This window comes from Micrococcus sp. (assembly GCF_034179925.1).
Classification (GTDB): domain Bacteria; phylum Actinomycetota; class Actinomycetes; order Actinomycetales; family Micrococcaceae; genus Micrococcus.
Genome location: NZ_JAXFPG010000044.1, coordinates 1 through 14,124, shown reverse-complemented (window position 1 = coordinate 14,124; position 14,124 = coordinate 1). Strand labels below are relative to the sequence as shown.

Below are 14,124 nucleotides of genomic sequence, written 5' to 3'. Positions count from 1 at the left end.
CCCCCTCTTGGGCCCGGCCCAAACCGGGCTCGCCCCCCCCGGGGGGGGGGGGGGGGGGGGCCGGGGGGGGCGGGGCGCCCCGGGGCCGCAGGCCGTGCCGCTCCCGCGCCGGGGGCGGCGGCCACCGATCACGCATCCACTCACGAGCCCTCAACACCACCCCGAGCAAAGGGAGACACCGTGGCACAGGACGTGCTGACCGACCTGAACAAGGTCCGCAACATCGGCATCATGGCCCACATCGATGCCGGCAAGACCACCACCACCGAGCGCATCCTGTTCTACACGGGTGTCAACCACAAGCTGGGCGAGACCCACGACGGCGCATCGACCACCGACTGGATGGAGCAGGAGAAGGAGCGCGGCATCACCATCACCTCCGCCGCGGTGACCTGCTTCTGGAAGAACAACCAGATCAACATCATCGACACCCCGGGCCACGTGGACTTCACGGTCGAGGTGGAGCGCTCCCTGCGCGTGCTCGACGGCGCTGTGGCCGTGTTCGACGGCAAGGAGGGCGTGGAGCCCCAGTCGGAGACCGTGTGGCGCCAGGCCGACAAGTACGACGTCCCCCGCATCTGCTTCGTCAACAAGATGGACAAGCTCGGCGCGGACTTCTACTTCACCGTGGACACCATCGTGTCCCGCCTCGGTGCCAAGCCGCTCGTGATGCAGCTGCCGATCGGTGCCGAGAGCGACTTCGTCGGTGTCGTCGACCTGCTCACCATGAAGGCCTTCGTGTGGCCGGGCGACGCCAAGGGTGACGTGACCATGGGCGCCGAGTACGAGACCCAGGAGATCCCCGAGGACCTCAAGGACCGTGCCGAGGAGTACCGCACCCAGCTCATCGAGGCCGTGGCGGAGACCTCCGAGGACCTCATGGAGAAGTACCTCGAGGGCGAGGAGCTCACCGTCGAGGAGATCCAGGCCGGCGTGCGCCAGCTGACCGTGAATGCCGAGGCCTACCCGGTGTTCTGCGGCTCCGCGTTCAAGAACCGTGGCGTGCAGCCGATGCTCGACGCCGTCGTCGCCTACCTGCCGACCCCGCTCGACGCGGGCGCCGTGGTGGGCCACGACGTCCGGGACGAGGAGAAGGAGCTCACCCGTGAGCCCTCCAAGGACGCCCCGTTCTCCGCGCTGGCGTTCAAGATCGCCTCGCACCCGTTCTTCGGCACGCTGACCTTCATCCGCGTGTACTCCGGTCGCCTTGAGGGCGGTGCCCAGGTGCTCAACGCCACCAAGGGCAAGAAGGAGCGCATCGGCAAGCTGTTCCAGATGCACGCCAACAAGGAGAACCCGGTGGAGGAGGTCGTGGCCGGCCACATCTACGCCGTGATCGGCCTGAAGGACACCACCACCGGCGACACCCTGTGCGACCCGGCCAACCCGATCATCCTCGAGTCGATGACCTTCCCGGAGCCCGTGATCTCCGTGGCCATCGAGCCGAAGACCAAGGGTGACCAGGAGAAGCTCTCCACCGCCATCCAGAAGCTCGTCGCCGAGGACCCCACGTTCCGCGTGAACCTCAACGAGGAGACCGGCCAGACCGAGATCGGCGGCATGGGTGAGCTCCACCTGGACGTCTTCGTGGACCGCATGAAGCGCGAGTTCAAGGTCGAGGCCAACGTGGGCAAGCCCCAGGTCGCCTACCGCGAGACCATCAAGCGCAAGGTCGAGAAGGTCGACTACACCCACAAGAAGCAGACCGGTGGTTCCGGTCAGTTCGCGAAGGTGCAGCTCTCCTTCGAGCCCCTGGACACCGCCGAGGGCGAGGTCTACGAGTTCGCCAACGCCGTCACCGGTGGCCGCGTGCCCCGCGAGTACATCCCCTCCGTGGACGCGGGCATCCAGGACGCCATGCAGTTCGGTGTGCTGGCCGGGTACCCGATGGTGGGCGTGAAGGCGACCCTCCTCGACGGCGCCTACCACGACGTCGACTCCTCCGAGATGGCGTTCAAGATCGCCGGCTCGCAGGCGTTCAAGGAGGGTGTCCGCAAGGCCAACCCGGTGCTCCTCGAGCCGCTGATGGCCGTCGAGGTCCGCACGCCGGAGGAGTTCATGGGCGACGTCATCGGCGACCTGAACTCCCGCCGTGGCCAGATCCAGTCCATGGAGGACGCCACGGGCGTGAAGGTCGTCAAGGCCCTCGTCCCGCTGTCCGAGATGTTCGGCTACATCGGCGACCTGCGCTCCCGCACCCAGGGCCGCGCGGTCTACTCCATGACCTTCCACTCGTACTCCGAGGTGCCGAAGGCTGTGGCCGACGAGATCATCCAGAAGTCCCAGGGGGAGTGACCTCCGGGTCCACCCTCTGACAGACCTGCTCCGAGGGCCCCGCCAGGCCGGGCCCTCGGAGCGACGGGACCGACGCCCCCGGCGCGTCGGTCCCCGATCAGGACGGGACCGGGCCGTCTTCGTGAGGAGGCGGCCCCGGGCCCTCCGGCCGGGATTTCCCAACCCCATGCCCGACAAGTAGACTCACACGAGTTGTCAGCTGATCACCCGTGGCTGAACAGTCTTCTTGACGAAGAAACAGTTCTTTAGGAGGAACCTGTGGCAAAGGCAAAGTTCGAGCGGACCAAGCCGCACGTCAACATCGGCACCATCGGCCACGTTGACCACGGCAAGACCACTCTCACCGCTGCGATCTCGAAGGTCCTGTACGACAAGTACCCGGACCTGAACGAGAAGCGTGACTTCGCGTCCATCGACTCCGCTCCGGAGGAGCGTCAGCGCGGCATCACCATCAACATCTCCCACGTGGAGTACCAGACCGAGAAGCGTCACTACGCCCACGTGGACGCCCCCGGTCACGCCGACTACATCAAGAACATGATCACCGGTGCGGCGCAGATGGACGGTGCCATCCTCGTGGTCGCCGCCACCGACGGCCCCATGGCCCAGACCCGCGAGCACGTGCTCCTGGCCCGCCAGGTCGGCGTGCCGGCCCTGCTGGTGGCCCTGAACAAGTCCGACATGGTCGAGGACGAGGAGCTCCTCGAGCTCGTCGAGATGGAGGTCCGCGAGCTGCTGTCCTCCCAGGAGTTCGACGGCGACGAGGCCCCGGTCATCCGCGTGTCGGCCCTGAAGGCCCTTGAGGGCGACGCCCAGTGGGTCAAGTCCGTCGAGGACCTCATGGAGGCCGTGGACGAGTTCATTCCGGACCCGGTCCGCGACAAGGACAAGCCGTTCCTGATGCCCATCGAGGACGTCTTCACCATCACCGGTCGTGGCACCGTGGTGACCGGCCGCGCCGAGCGCGGTACCCTCGCCATCAACTCCGAGGTCGAGATCGTGGGCATCCGCGACATCCAGAAGACCACGGTGACCGGTATCGAGATGTTCCACAAGCAGCTCGACGAGGCCTGGGCCGGCGAGAACTGCGGTCTGCTCCTGCGTGGCCTGAAGCGTGACGACGTCGAGCGCGGCCAGGTCGTGGTGCAGCCGGGTTCCATCACCCCGCACACCGGCTTCGAGGCCAACGTGTACATCCTCTCCAAGGACGAGGGCGGCCGTCACAACCCGTTCTACTCGAACTACCGCCCGCAGTTCTACTTCCGCACCACCGACGTCACCGGCGTCATCACGCTGCCCGAGGGCACCGAGATGGTCATGCCCGGCGACACCACCGAGATGTCGGTCGAGCTCATCCAGCCGATCGCCATGGAGGAGGGCCTCGGCTTCGCCATCCGTGAGGGTGGCCGCACCGTGGGCTCCGGCCGCGTCACCAAGATCACCAAGTGATCCACTGATCACCGCGTGATCGGCTGACACAGCCGTCAAGCGAACGAAGCCCCCGCCGGTGACGGCGGGGGCTTCGTCGTGTCCGGGGTGTGGACAACGGGTTGTTCCGCACGCGGCTCGCATAGGGTGGGTGTGTGCCGGGCCACGCCCGAGGCACAGGCCAGGTGTGTGGACCGTGGAGAGGGGCCCTGCATGGACGTGCTGATTCTGATCGTCATGGGGCTGCTGCTGATGTTCTTCCTGCCCGGGCTCGTGTTGGGCCTGGTAGTCGGTCGAGCCGCAGGACGCCGGAGCCTCGCCGCCGCACAGCGGGCGGCCTGGGAGGACGGTGTGGCACACGGCCGTCAGCAGGCCCACGACGCCCACGAGCAGACCCAGCGCCTTGCCGCGACCGCGGCGCCACGACGTCCTGCCCTGCTCGACGCGCCGCGCCTGCTCGAGGCTCCGTCCCGACCTGAGGCGCAGCCGCCGCCCGTCCGCCCCGTCTCCCCGTCGGCGCCGGCCGACGTGCCGTCGCCGTCGTTCCGGCGTCCTGCCCCGGCGCCACCGGCCGCTGTGCCGACCCCGCCGCCAGCGCGTCCCGGCGTGACGCCGCCCGCCGAGCCGACGGTGCCGTCCGCCCACGACCGGCCGTGGGTCCGGGACCACGAGCGCCAGAGCCGACGCAACATCGGCATCACCCTCGCCGGATCGACACTGCTGCTGGTCGCGGCCGCCTCAGCGTTCGTGGGCACACTGGTCTCGCCGACGATCCGCCTGCTGTGCCTCACACTCGTCCTGCTCGGACTGCTCGTGGGGGGCGGCGTGCTGCACGCGCGCTCGACGCGCCTGCGCCCGGCCGCCGTGGCCCTCGTGGGAGGGGGCCTGGCCATGCTGCCCGTTCTCGGGGTCCTGCTGGATCTCGAGATCCTGCACCGCCCGGCCCTGTCCTGGCTGCTGACCTCGGTGGTCGGCGTCGCGCTGGCCTCGGCGATGGCCGTGTGGATGCGCTCGCCCGTGGTGGCCCATCTGGCGGCCGCGTTCATCGCCTCGGCCTCCCTCGCCTCCGGAGCGGCCCTGCGTGCCGGCCTGGTCTGGGCCTTGGCGCTGGGCCTGGGCACCTCGATCCTCATCTGCTGGGCCACCGCCTCCCTCAGCGTCCACGGCCGCGGGGCCGCTGTGGTCGAGGCGCTGCGCCGGCAGCATCCGTGGTTCGGATACGGGCTCGCCGCGGTGGGATTGGCGGTGGGTCTGCTCTCCCCGCGTGGGCCGATCGGCTGGGGTGAGCTCGCCGTGCTCCTGGCCCTGGCCGCGGTGTACGCGGGCTCCCGCTGGTGGACCCGGCGTCGCACCGATGCGGATGAGCCCGCCCGCGAGTCCGCCCCCGACACCGCCGGCACGTTCGACGCCGTGCCGGACGCCCTCGTGGCCCGTGCAGCCGGGCTCGGTGCGCTGGTGTCCCTGCTGGTGGCCGTGGAGGCCCCCGCCCACACGCTGGTGCTGACCGCCGGCGCCGGCTCCCTGGCCTGCGTGCTGGCCGTGTTCCTCGGCCTCCGGCACCCCTCACCCGTGACGGCCGGGGGAGGGCCGAGGCTGCTGTCCCAGGGCGAGGCCGGAGGGTGGGCCTGCCTCTTCGTCCTCAGCGCCATGGCCGAGCCCGCCGTCGCGACAGGGCGGGCCGACCTGGTGCTCCTGACCGCCGCGATCGTGCTCGGCTCCGCAGCCCTGTGGCGCCTGCCGGTGGGGGCGGGGGCCGTGCGGGTGTCCCTGGCCCTGCCCGTGCTCGGCGTCGTGCTCGCCGTGCCGGCGGGAGCTGGGGCGCACATGTGGCCGTGGCTGTGGTCCGTGGCGGTGGCCGCCCTTGTTCCGGCGTGGATCCGCGCCCACGGGCTCGCAGACCCTCGCCGCCGGGCCCGGGCTGTCCTCGTGGGCATGAGCCTGACCTGTCTGGGCGTGATCGGGCTGGTCTGGGTCTGGTCGGACGCGGCCGGTGGGGATGGGGAGCTGATCGGCCGGAATCCCCAGACCCTGCTCACCGGTGGGCTCGCCGTGCTGGCCGGCTGGGCGGGGGCCCGCCACGGCCTGCGCTGTCCCCGTGCGGCATGGCGGGCCCCGGCCCTGGCGGCGTGGGCGCTGTGGAGCACGGCGGCGGTCGCGGTGCTGCTGCCGCTGCAGCAGCCGTGGGCCGCGTTGTGGGGCCTGCCCGTCTGGGCATGCCTGGCGATCACGACGGCGGGGGTGCCCCCGCTGCTGGACGGCCTCACCCACCGGCACGCCCGCACCGGGCGCGCGGACCTGATCGCGGCGGTGCCGGCCGCGCTCCTGCTGGTGGCCGCCCTCGCCGGGACGGCCAGGCCTCCGTGGCAGGCCGGCGTGCTCGGCCTGGTCGGGGCCGCCCTCGGCTGGGTCCTGCTGCTCGGCCTGGGCGGGCCCCGTCTCTCCCCGAGGGGGCAGGTCCTCGGGGCCTGGGGAGCCCAGGCGATGGTCTCGGCGGCCGGCGTGCGGGCCGCCGCCGAGCTCGGGGCGGGCGCCACGGGGACAGTGGCGGCCCTGACCGGCTCCCTCCTGCTGGGCGCGGCCCTGCAGTCCCGGGTGCGCGGCCTGGGCCCGGTGCGGGGGCTCGTCGAGGTGTGGGGCCGTGCCGTGGTGCTGCTGGTCGCTGCCCTGTCCGCGGCGGCCGCGGCCGAGCGGCTCGCCGCCCTGATCGCGCTGGCCGGCATCGCGCTGCTCGCCCTGCTCGAGCCCGCCCGTCCGGCACCCGGCCTGCCCCGCCTGCGCTGGGCTGCCCTGTTCGGCGTCGGGATAGCGGCCGCCCTGGTCACCACGGACCTCCTGCCCTCCGGGGCCGGCCCGCTGGGGCCCCCGTGGTGGCCGGCCGCCGTCGCCGGGCCCGTGCTGACCGTCCTCGGAGCGGTGCTGCCGCTGGTGGCACACCGGCACGGCCGGGGCCTGCTGCCGCCGCCGCTGGCGGGGGACCATCCGGTGATCGCGGTACTGCATCGGCCTCCGGCCCAGGGGGCCGCCCTGGTCGCGGCGGGCCTGGTGGCCAGCGAGGCCGCTCCGTTCACCCCCACCGCACCGCCGTGGGCGGGCTGGGCCCCCGTGGCGGCCTGGCTGTGCCTCGGTGTGCTGTGCTCCCCGCTGGCCCGCGTGCACGGCCGGCCGGCGTGGGCGGCGGCCGGTGCGCCCCTGACGGCCCTCGCCCTGATGCGGGCGGCAGACGTCGACGCCGTCTCCCGGCCCCTGACGTCCCTGTGGGGCGGGGAGGCCATCGGGGCGGTGGTGCTGGCCGCCGGCCTGATCGGCGCCCTGCCGGCCGGAGTGGCCGTGCTGTGGCGGGGGAGGCCGGAGCTCCACGGCGCCCTCGGAACAGTCCTGGCCGCCTCCGCGCTGACCCTGCTGATTCCGGCACCCACGGGCGCCCTGCTCGCGGCGGCGGTGCTGCTGCAGGTCACGGCCTGGCCGACGATCGACGAGGCGGCCCGCGTGTGGGGCTGGGACGGTCGGCTCCGCCGGAGCCTGCGGCTGCACCTGCTGACCCTCGCGGTGCTGGTCGCGGCCCTGCTCGTGGACCGGCTGGTCCCGGTGACCACGCTGGGCGAGGCGCTCAGCCGTCTGTGGTGGCTCTGCCTGGCGCTGACGCTGGAGCTCGCCCTGGTCGCGGCCCTGGACCGCCGCACGGGCACGCTGGTCGCCGCCTCCGGCGCTCACACCCTCGGTGCCGCGGTGGTGCTCCTGGCCGGCCCCCGGCTGGAGACCGGCCCGGTGCCCGCGGCCCTGGTGGCTTTGGTGGGATTCGTGGCCATGGTCGCCGTCGGGCTGACCGCCTCGCTCCGGACCCTGCTGTGGTGGGGTGTCACCGGGTGCTCGCTGAGCGTGATGTACACGCTCAGCGAGCTGTTCTACCTCTGGCTCGTGCTCCTGGCGGCCGGGCTGTTCGGACTCGGCGTGGTCCGGCTCCTGCGCCGGGACGCCGGCACCGGTGAGCGGACACCCGCCGATCGCTAGGCTGGGGCACATGCCCGAACTCCTGCTGACCCTGATCATCCTGGCCGTCGCATCGGTCGCCGTGGGCTGGGGCCTGCGCACCTTCCGCCCCGAGATCGACCGGGCCCGCCGGATCCGCCGGGCCCACCGCGGCGGGGAGCTCGACCGATGAGCCTGCCCTCGCCCCGGCACCTGTTCCGGGCCGCCGCAGCCGCGGAGATGGTCACCTGGGCCGGGCTGCTCGGCGCCATGGCCCTCAAGTACGGCGGGGCCACCGACGCTGCCATGCCGCTGGCCGGGGGCGTGCACGGGTTCGTGTTCCTCTGCTACGCCGCCGTGACCGTGGCCGTGTGGATCGATGGGCGCTGGCCGACCGGACGCGGTCTCACCGGCCTGGCCTCCGCGGTGGTGCCCTTCATGACCATCCCCTTCGAGCGCGCCCAGGCCCGACGGGGCGAGCCGGCCGACCGGTGGCGGGTCCTCGACCGCACCCCGACCGGTCACACCCCGGCCGAGCCCACCGCCGCCGAGCGCCTGCTGGCCCGGGTGCTGCGCCGTCCGGCGGCGTCGGCGACGGCGGCGCTGGCCGTCGTCGTGGTGGTGTTCCTGCTGCTGCTCGCCGCCGGCCCGCCCACCGAGTGGGGCCGCTGAGTCGGCCCCGTCCCGGCGTGACGAGCGCCGCCTCCTGCCCGGTTGGCAGGGGCGGCGCTCGTCTGTCATACTGGTTAAGTTGCTCAAGCGCCAGTGGCGCCCTTCGCGTGTGTCTCGCGTGGAGAGCGTGGCCCAGATGTGACGCTTCCCCTCCGTTCCGCCCAGGGCGGCGCATCCCCTCGGGATCGCGACACGCCCGACCGCGTGGACCGGAGGCCGGCGGCGGCGAGGAACCCGGTGAGGCCGGATTCGCCCCGTGCGGTCAGGACAAGAGGGCCGACCTCCCGGTCGGTCGAACAGGGACAGAACAGCACACCCCGACGAGAGAGGCGTGACGCCATGGCGGGACAGAAGATCCGCATCCGGCTGAAGTCGTACGACCACGAGGTCATCGACGTCTCGGCCCGCAAGATCGTTGACACGGTCACGCGCGCAGGCGCGACGGTGGTCGGCCCCGTGCCGCTGCCGACGGAGAAGAACGTGTACTGCGTTATCCGTTCTCCCCACAAGGACAAGGACAGCCGCGAGCACTTCGAGATGCGCACCCACAAGCGGCTCATCGACATCATCGACCCGACCCCGAAGGCCGTCGACTCGCTCATGCGCCTCGACCTTCCGGCGGACGTCAACATCGAGATCAAGCTCTGAGAGGGAGGTGCTGAGAGACTATGACCAAGACCCAGAACATCAAGGGCCTGCTGGGCACGAAGCTCGGCATGACCCAGGTCTGGGATGAGAACAACAAGCTCATCCCCGTGACCGTGGTCCAGGCAGACCCCAACGTCGTCACCCAGCTGCGCTCCGAGGAGACCGACGGCTACACCGCCGTGCAGATCGCCTACGGCCAGGTGGACCCCCGCCGCGTGACCAAGCCCCTGGCCGGTCACTTCGAGAAGGCGGGCGTCACCCCCCGTCGTCACGTCGTCGAGCTGCGCACCGCCGACGCCGCCGAGTACACCCTCGGCCAGGACGTCACCGTGGAGGTCTTCGAGGCCGGCCAGAAGGTCGACGTCATCGGCACCACCAAGGGCAAGGGCTTCGCCGGTGCCATGAAGCGCCACGGCTTCGCCGGCGTGGGCGCCTCGCACGGTGCCCACAAGAACCACCGCAAGCCCGGCTCCGTGGGCGGCGCGTCCACCCCGGGCCGCGTGTTCAAGGGCCAGCGCATGCCCGGTCGCATGGGTGCGGTCCGCCAGACCACCATGAACCTGACGCTCCACGGCATCGACGTGGAGAACAACCTCCTGCTGATCAAGGGCGCGGTGCCCGGCTCCAAGGGCCAGGTCGTGCTCGTCCGCAGCGCCGTGAAGGGAGCCTGAGACCATGGCTGAGAACACCGTGAAGACCGTCCAGGTTGACCTGCCCGCCGAGATCTTCGACGTCCAGTCGAACGTCCCGCTGATGCACCAGGTCGTCGTGGCCCAGCTGGCCGCCGCCCGCCAGGGCACGCACAAGGTCAAGCGCCGCGGCGAGGTGTCCGGCGCCGGCCGCAAGCCGTTCAAGCAGAAGGGCACCGGTCGCGCCCGTCAGGGCTCGATCCGCGCCCCGCACATGACCGGCGGTGGCATCGTCCACGGCCCGACCCCGCGTGACTACTCGCAGCGGACCCCCAAGAAGATGAAGGCCGCCGCCCTGCGCGGTGCCCTGTCGGACCGCGCCCGCAACGGCCGCGTCCACGTCATCGAGGCCCTCGTGTCCGGCACCACGCCGTCCACCAAGGCCGCCAAGGCCGGCCTCGAGTCCCTGAACACGGGGCGCAAGAACGTCCTGCTGGTCATCGACCGCGCCGACGACGTCACCGCGCTGTCCGCCCGCAACCTTCCGGCGGTCCACACCCTGTACGCCGACCAGCTGAACACCTACGACGTGCTCGTCTCCGACGACGTCGTGTTCACGCAGGCCGCCTACGAGGCGTACGTGGCCCAGGCCTCCGGTGCCAAGAAGGAGGATGCCCAGTGAGCGGCTCCATCAACAAGGATCCCCGTGACGTGATCATCGCTCCCGTCATGTCGGAGAAGAGCTACGGTCTGATCGACGAGGGCAAGTACACCTTCCTGGTCGACCCGCGCTCGAACAAGACCGAGATCAAGCAGGCGGTGGAGCGCATCTTCAACGTCGACGTCGCCTCGGTCAACACCCTGAACCGTCCCGGCAAGCGCCGCCGCACCCGCTTCGGGTGGGGTCAGCGCAAGGCCACCAAGCGCGCGATCATCACGCTCAAGGACGGGACGATCGACATCTTCGGAGGTCCGCTCGCCTGAGGCGTGGCGGAGACCACTTAATCGAGGAAGACACACATGGCTATCCGTAAGTACAAGCCGACCACCCCGGGCCTGCGCGGCTCGTCCGTGGCCGACTTCGCCGAGATCACCCGGTCCACGCCGGAGAAGTCCCTTCTCCGCCCGCTGCACAAGACCGGCGGTCGCAACAACACCGGTCGCATCACCACCCGCCACAAGGGCGGTGGCCACAAGCGCCAGTACCGTCTGATCGACTTCCGTCGTCACGACAAGGACGGCGTGCCCGCCACCGTGGCGCACATCGAGTACGACCCGAACCGCACCGCCCGCATCGCGCTCCTGCACTACGCGGACGGCGCCAAGCGCTACATCCTGGCCCCGGCCAAGCTGCAGCAGGGCGATGTGGTGGAGGCCGGCCCGAACGCCGACATCAAGCCCGGCAACAACCTGCCGTTGCGCAACATCCCCGTGGGCACCACGATCCATGCCGTGGAGCTGCGCCCCGGCGGCGGCGCCAAGATGGCCCGCTCCGCCGGTGCCTCCATCCAGCTGGTCGCCCGTGAGGGCCGCTTCGCCCAGCTGCGCCTGCCCTCCGGCGAGATCCGCAACGTCGACGTGCGCTGCCGCGCCACCGTCGGCGAGGTGGGCAACGCCGAGCAGTCCAACATCAACTGGGGCAAGGCCGGCCGCATGCGCTGGAAGGGCGTGCGCCCGACCGTCCGTGGTGTCGTCATGAACCCCGTGGACCACCCCCACGGTGGTGGTGAGGGCAAGACCTCCGGTGGTCGCCACCCGGTCAACCCGAACGGCAAGCCCGAGGGTCGCACGCGTCGCCCCAACAAGGAGAGCGACAAGCTCATCGTGCGCCGTCGTCGTACCGGCAAGAACAAGCGATAAGGGAGCTGAGAAGACATGCCTCGCAGCCTGAAGAAGGGCCCCTTCGTCGACCAGCACCTGTACCTGAAGGTTCTGGCCGAGAACGAGAAGGGCAGCAAGAACGTCATCAAGACCTGGTCCCGCCGGTCGATGATCATCCCCGACATGCTCGGCCACACCATCGCCGTGCACGACGGGCGCAAGCACGTCCCGGTGTTCGTCACCGAGTCCATGGTGGGCCACAAGCTCGGCGAGTTCGCCCCCACCCGGACGTTCCGCGGCCACGTGAAGGACGACAAGAAGGGCAAGCGTCGCTGAGCCTGACGGCACAGCACGCTTGACCTTCTCGAGAATCGAAAGAGAGAAGCAATGGAAGCCAAGGCAATTGCGCGCCACCTGCGCGTGACGCCGATGAAGGCCCGGCGCGTCGTCGACCTGGTCCGTGGCAAGCAGGCCACTGAGGCACTGGCCATCCTGAAGTTCGCCCAGCAGGGCGCTTCGGAGCCGGTGTACAAGCTGGTGGCCTCGGCCGTCGCGAACGCCCGTGTCAAGGCCGACCGCGAGGGCCTCGCCTTCGACGAGCACGCCCTGTACATCACCGAGGCCTTCGTGGATGAGGGCCCGACCATGAAGCGGTTCCAGCCCCGTGCACAGGGCCGCGCGTACCGCATCAACAAGCGCACGAGCCACGTGACCGTGGTCGTCGCCTCCCAGGACGAGAAGGGTGGGAACTGACAATGGGTCAGAAGATCAACCCCAACGGGTTCCGCCTCGGCATCACGACGGACCACGTCTCGCACTGGTTCGCGGACTCCACGAAGGAGGGCCAGCGCTACGCGGACTTCCTCAAGGAGGACATCAAGATCCGCGAGCTGATGACCGAGGGCATGGAGCGCGCCGGCATCTCCAAGGTGGAGATCGAGCGCACCCGTGACCGCGTGCGTGTGGACATCCACACCGCCCGCCCGGGCATCGTGATCGGCCGCCGCGGCGCGGAGGCCGACCGCATCCGCGGCGAGCTCGAGAAGCTCACCGGCAAGCAGATCCAGCTGAACATCCTCGAGGTCAAGAACCCCGAGACCGATGCCCAGCTGGTCGCCCAGGGTGTGGCCGAGCAGCTCTCCTCCCGCGTGGCGTTCCGCCGTGCGATGAAGAAGGCCATCCAGTCGGCCATGCGTGCCGGCGCCCAGGGCATCCGCATCCAGTGCTCCGGCCGCCTCGGCGGCGCCGAGATGAGCCGTTCGGAGTTCTACCGTGAGGGCCGCGTGCCGCTGCACACCCTCCGCGCGAACATCGACTTCGGCAAGTTCGAGGCGAAGACCACCTTCGGCCGCATCGGTGTGAAGGTCTGGATCTACAAGGGCGACCTGACCGCCAAGGAGCTCGCGGCCAAGGAGGCCGCGCAGCCCTCCGGCCGTGGCCGTGGCGACCGCCGCGGTCCCGGCGGCGAGCGTCGTCGTCGCAATGACCGTGCCGAGCGTGCTCCCCGCCAGGAGAACGCCGGCGCCGGCGCCGAGACCCCGGCCGCCGCTCCCGCTGAAGGAGGCAACGCCTGATGCTGATTCCCCGTCGCGTCAAGCACCGCAAGCAGCACCACCCGAAGCGCTCCGGCGCCGCCAAGGGCGGCACCACCGTGACCTTCGGCGAGTGGGGCATCCAGGCGCTCACGCCGGCCTATGTGACGAACCGTCAGATCGAGGCCGCCCGTATCGCCATGACCCGTTACATCAAGCGTGGCGGCAAGGTGTGGATCAACATCTATCCGGACCGTCCGCTGACCAAGAAGCCCGCCGAGACCCGCATGGGTTCCGGTAAGGGCTCGCCCGAGTGGTGGGTCGCCAACGTCAAGCCCGGCCGCGTGCTCTTCGAGCTCTCGGGCGTGTCGGAGGAGGTCGCCCGCGAGGCGCTCCGTCTGGCCATCCACAAGCTGCCTCTGAAGGCCCGTGTCATCCGTCGAGAGGGTGGTGAGTGATCCCATGGCCATCGGTACCAAGGATCTGAACGTCGAGTCCCTGGATGGGATGGACAACGCTCGTCTGATGGAGGCCCTCAAGGCCTCCAAGGAGGAGCTGTTCAACCTGCGCTTCCAGGCCGCCACCCGTCAGCTGGAGGACTCCAGCCGGCTGAAGGCCGTCAAGCGCGACATCGCTCGCATCTACACCGTCCTGCGCGAGCGCGAGCTCGGCATCCGCGGCGATGTCGAGGCCTCGGCCCAGGCTGACCAGAAGAACGAGGAGGCTGCCAAGTGACCGAGCAGACCGCCGCTCCCGCCGAGGAGCGCAACTACCGCAAGTCGCGTCTCGGCGTCGTCGTCTCCGACAAGATGGACAAGACCGTCGTCGTCGAGGTCGAGGACCGCAAGAAGCACTCGCTGTACGGCAAGGTGATGAAGTCCTCGACGCGCGTGAAGGCGCACGACGAGGAGAACACCGCCGGCATCGGCGACCGCGTGCTGATCGCGGAGACCCGTCCGCTGTCCGCCACCAAGCGCTGGCGCCTGGTGGAGGTCGTCGAGCGCGCCAAGTGATCGACTGACCCCGCCCGGTCCGCCGGGTACCCCTGTGGAAGGGCCCACCGGGCCCAGGCACGGGGGGGCCATATGCGGTATCAGGGGGGATTAGTTCGCCCGTTGGTGGGCGGACCCAAC

Annotated in this window: 16 protein-coding genes; all 16 read left to right on the top strand. The window is 70.6% G+C overall.

What is annotated here, in order from left to right:
* The first annotated feature begins 180 nt into the window (after nucleotides 1-180).
* The 16 genes from fusA (at nucleotide 181) to rpsQ (ending at nucleotide 14,004) form a co-directional block, all read left to right on the top strand.
* Complete coding sequence (fusA, locus tag SPI96_RS08710; RefSeq protein WP_321081978.1) at nucleotides 181-2,295, top strand: elongation factor G; 2,115 nt, start codon at nucleotides 181-183, stop codon at nucleotides 2,293-2,295.
* A 258-nt stretch (nucleotides 2,296-2,553) separates the two neighbouring features.
* Complete coding sequence (gene tuf / locus SPI96_RS08705) at nucleotides 2,554-3,744, top strand: elongation factor Tu (protein WP_321081977.1); 1,191 nt, start codon at nucleotides 2,554-2,556, stop codon at nucleotides 3,742-3,744.
* Nucleotides 3,745-3,936: 192 nt separating this feature from the next.
* A complete protein-coding gene (locus tag SPI96_RS08700; RefSeq protein ID WP_321081976.1) occupies nucleotides 3,937-7,731 on the top strand; it encodes a hypothetical protein in 3,795 nt (1,264 codons plus the stop codon).
* Nucleotides 7,732-7,741: 10 nt separating this feature from the next.
* Nucleotides 7,742-7,882 (top strand): hypothetical protein, encoded by a 141-nt coding sequence (locus SPI96_RS08695; RefSeq protein ID WP_321081975.1) that lies wholly within the window; start codon nucleotides 7,742-7,744, stop codon nucleotides 7,880-7,882.
* Nucleotides 7,879-8,361, top strand: coding sequence for a DUF3817 domain-containing protein (locus tag SPI96_RS08690; RefSeq protein WP_321081974.1), 483 nt, complete (start codon nucleotides 7,879-7,881; stop codon nucleotides 8,359-8,361). Before SPI96_RS08695 ends, SPI96_RS08690 begins: the two co-directional genes overlap by 4 nt.
* Nucleotides 8,362-8,700: 339 nt before the next feature.
* Entirely contained in the window at nucleotides 8,701-9,009 is a 309-nt protein-coding gene (gene rpsJ / locus SPI96_RS08685; protein ID WP_321081973.1) for a 30S ribosomal protein S10, read from the top strand.
* Between the two features lie 20 nt (nucleotides 9,010-9,029).
* Nucleotides 9,030-9,680: a 50S ribosomal protein L3 gene (gene rplC / locus SPI96_RS08680; protein WP_321081972.1), complete on the top strand. Its 651-nt coding sequence runs from the start codon at nucleotides 9,030-9,032 to the stop codon at nucleotides 9,678-9,680.
* A gap of 4 nt (nucleotides 9,681-9,684) precedes the next feature.
* Nucleotides 9,685-10,320, top strand: coding sequence for a 50S ribosomal protein L4 (rplD, locus tag SPI96_RS08675; protein WP_321081971.1), 636 nt, complete (start codon nucleotides 9,685-9,687; stop codon nucleotides 10,318-10,320).
* Nucleotides 10,317-10,622 carry a 50S ribosomal protein L23 gene (rplW, locus tag SPI96_RS08670; RefSeq protein WP_321081970.1) on the top strand — a complete coding sequence of 102 codons (306 nt, stop codon included), beginning with the start codon at nucleotides 10,317-10,319 and terminating at the stop codon, nucleotides 10,620-10,622. The genes rplD and rplW overlap by 4 nt, the downstream gene beginning before the upstream one ends.
* Nucleotides 10,623-10,658: 36 nt before the next feature.
* Nucleotides 10,659-11,498 (top strand): 50S ribosomal protein L2, encoded by an 840-nt coding sequence (gene rplB / locus SPI96_RS08665; RefSeq protein WP_321081969.1) that lies wholly within the window; start codon nucleotides 10,659-10,661, stop codon nucleotides 11,496-11,498.
* 15 nt (nucleotides 11,499-11,513) lie between these two features.
* Nucleotides 11,514-11,795 (top strand): 30S ribosomal protein S19, encoded by a 282-nt coding sequence (gene rpsS, locus SPI96_RS08660; RefSeq protein ID WP_010080387.1) that lies wholly within the window; start codon nucleotides 11,514-11,516, stop codon nucleotides 11,793-11,795.
* Nucleotides 11,796-11,846: 51 nt separating this feature from the next.
* The gene (gene rplV, locus SPI96_RS08655; protein WP_321081968.1) at nucleotides 11,847-12,212 is read left to right on the top strand and encodes a 50S ribosomal protein L22; all 366 of its coding nucleotides are present in this window, start codon (nucleotides 11,847-11,849) and stop codon (nucleotides 12,210-12,212) included.
* Nucleotides 12,213-12,214: 2 nt separating this feature from the next.
* Nucleotides 12,215-13,033 (top strand): 30S ribosomal protein S3, encoded by an 819-nt coding sequence (rpsC, locus tag SPI96_RS08650; protein ID WP_321081967.1) that lies wholly within the window; start codon nucleotides 12,215-12,217, stop codon nucleotides 13,031-13,033.
* The gene (gene rplP / locus SPI96_RS08645; protein ID WP_158491539.1) at nucleotides 13,033-13,449 is read left to right on the top strand and encodes a 50S ribosomal protein L16; all 417 of its coding nucleotides are present in this window, start codon (nucleotides 13,033-13,035) and stop codon (nucleotides 13,447-13,449) included. Before rpsC ends, rplP begins: the two co-directional genes overlap by 1 nt.
* 4 nt (nucleotides 13,450-13,453) lie before the next feature.
* Nucleotides 13,454-13,726 (top strand): 50S ribosomal protein L29, encoded by a 273-nt coding sequence (gene rpmC / locus SPI96_RS08640; RefSeq protein ID WP_321081966.1) that lies wholly within the window; start codon nucleotides 13,454-13,456, stop codon nucleotides 13,724-13,726.
* Nucleotides 13,723-14,004: a 30S ribosomal protein S17 gene (rpsQ, locus tag SPI96_RS08635; RefSeq protein ID WP_321081965.1), complete on the top strand. Its 282-nt coding sequence runs from the start codon at nucleotides 13,723-13,725 to the stop codon at nucleotides 14,002-14,004. Before rpmC ends, rpsQ begins: the two co-directional genes overlap by 4 nt.
* Nucleotides 14,005-14,124: the final 120 nt, after the last annotated feature.

Coding starts and splice junctions, on each gene's coding strand:
- rpsC (WP_321081967.1), top strand. CDS start 12,215: ATGGGTCAGAAGATCAACCCCAACGGGTTCCGCCTCGGCATCACGACG.
- SPI96_RS08700 (WP_321081976.1), top strand. CDS start 3,937: ATGGACGTGCTGATTCTGATCGTCATGGGGCTGCTGCTGATGTTCTTC.
- SPI96_RS08690 (WP_321081974.1), top strand. CDS start 7,879: ATGAGCCTGCCCTCGCCCCGGCACCTGTTCCGGGCCGCCGCAGCCGCG.
- rpsJ (WP_321081973.1), top strand. CDS start 8,701: ATGGCGGGACAGAAGATCCGCATCCGGCTGAAGTCGTACGACCACGAG.
- rplD (WP_321081971.1), top strand. CDS start 9,685: ATGGCTGAGAACACCGTGAAGACCGTCCAGGTTGACCTGCCCGCCGAG.
- SPI96_RS08695 (WP_321081975.1), top strand. CDS start 7,742: ATGCCCGAACTCCTGCTGACCCTGATCATCCTGGCCGTCGCATCGGTC.
- rpsS (WP_010080387.1), top strand. CDS start 11,514: ATGCCTCGCAGCCTGAAGAAGGGCCCCTTCGTCGACCAGCACCTGTAC.
- rplV (WP_321081968.1), top strand. CDS start 11,847: ATGGAAGCCAAGGCAATTGCGCGCCACCTGCGCGTGACGCCGATGAAG.
- rplC (WP_321081972.1), top strand. CDS start 9,030: ATGACCAAGACCCAGAACATCAAGGGCCTGCTGGGCACGAAGCTCGGC.
- rplB (WP_321081969.1), top strand. CDS start 10,659: ATGGCTATCCGTAAGTACAAGCCGACCACCCCGGGCCTGCGCGGCTCG.
- rpmC (WP_321081966.1), top strand. CDS start 13,454: ATGGCCATCGGTACCAAGGATCTGAACGTCGAGTCCCTGGATGGGATG.
- rplP (WP_158491539.1), top strand. CDS start 13,033: ATGCTGATTCCCCGTCGCGTCAAGCACCGCAAGCAGCACCACCCGAAG.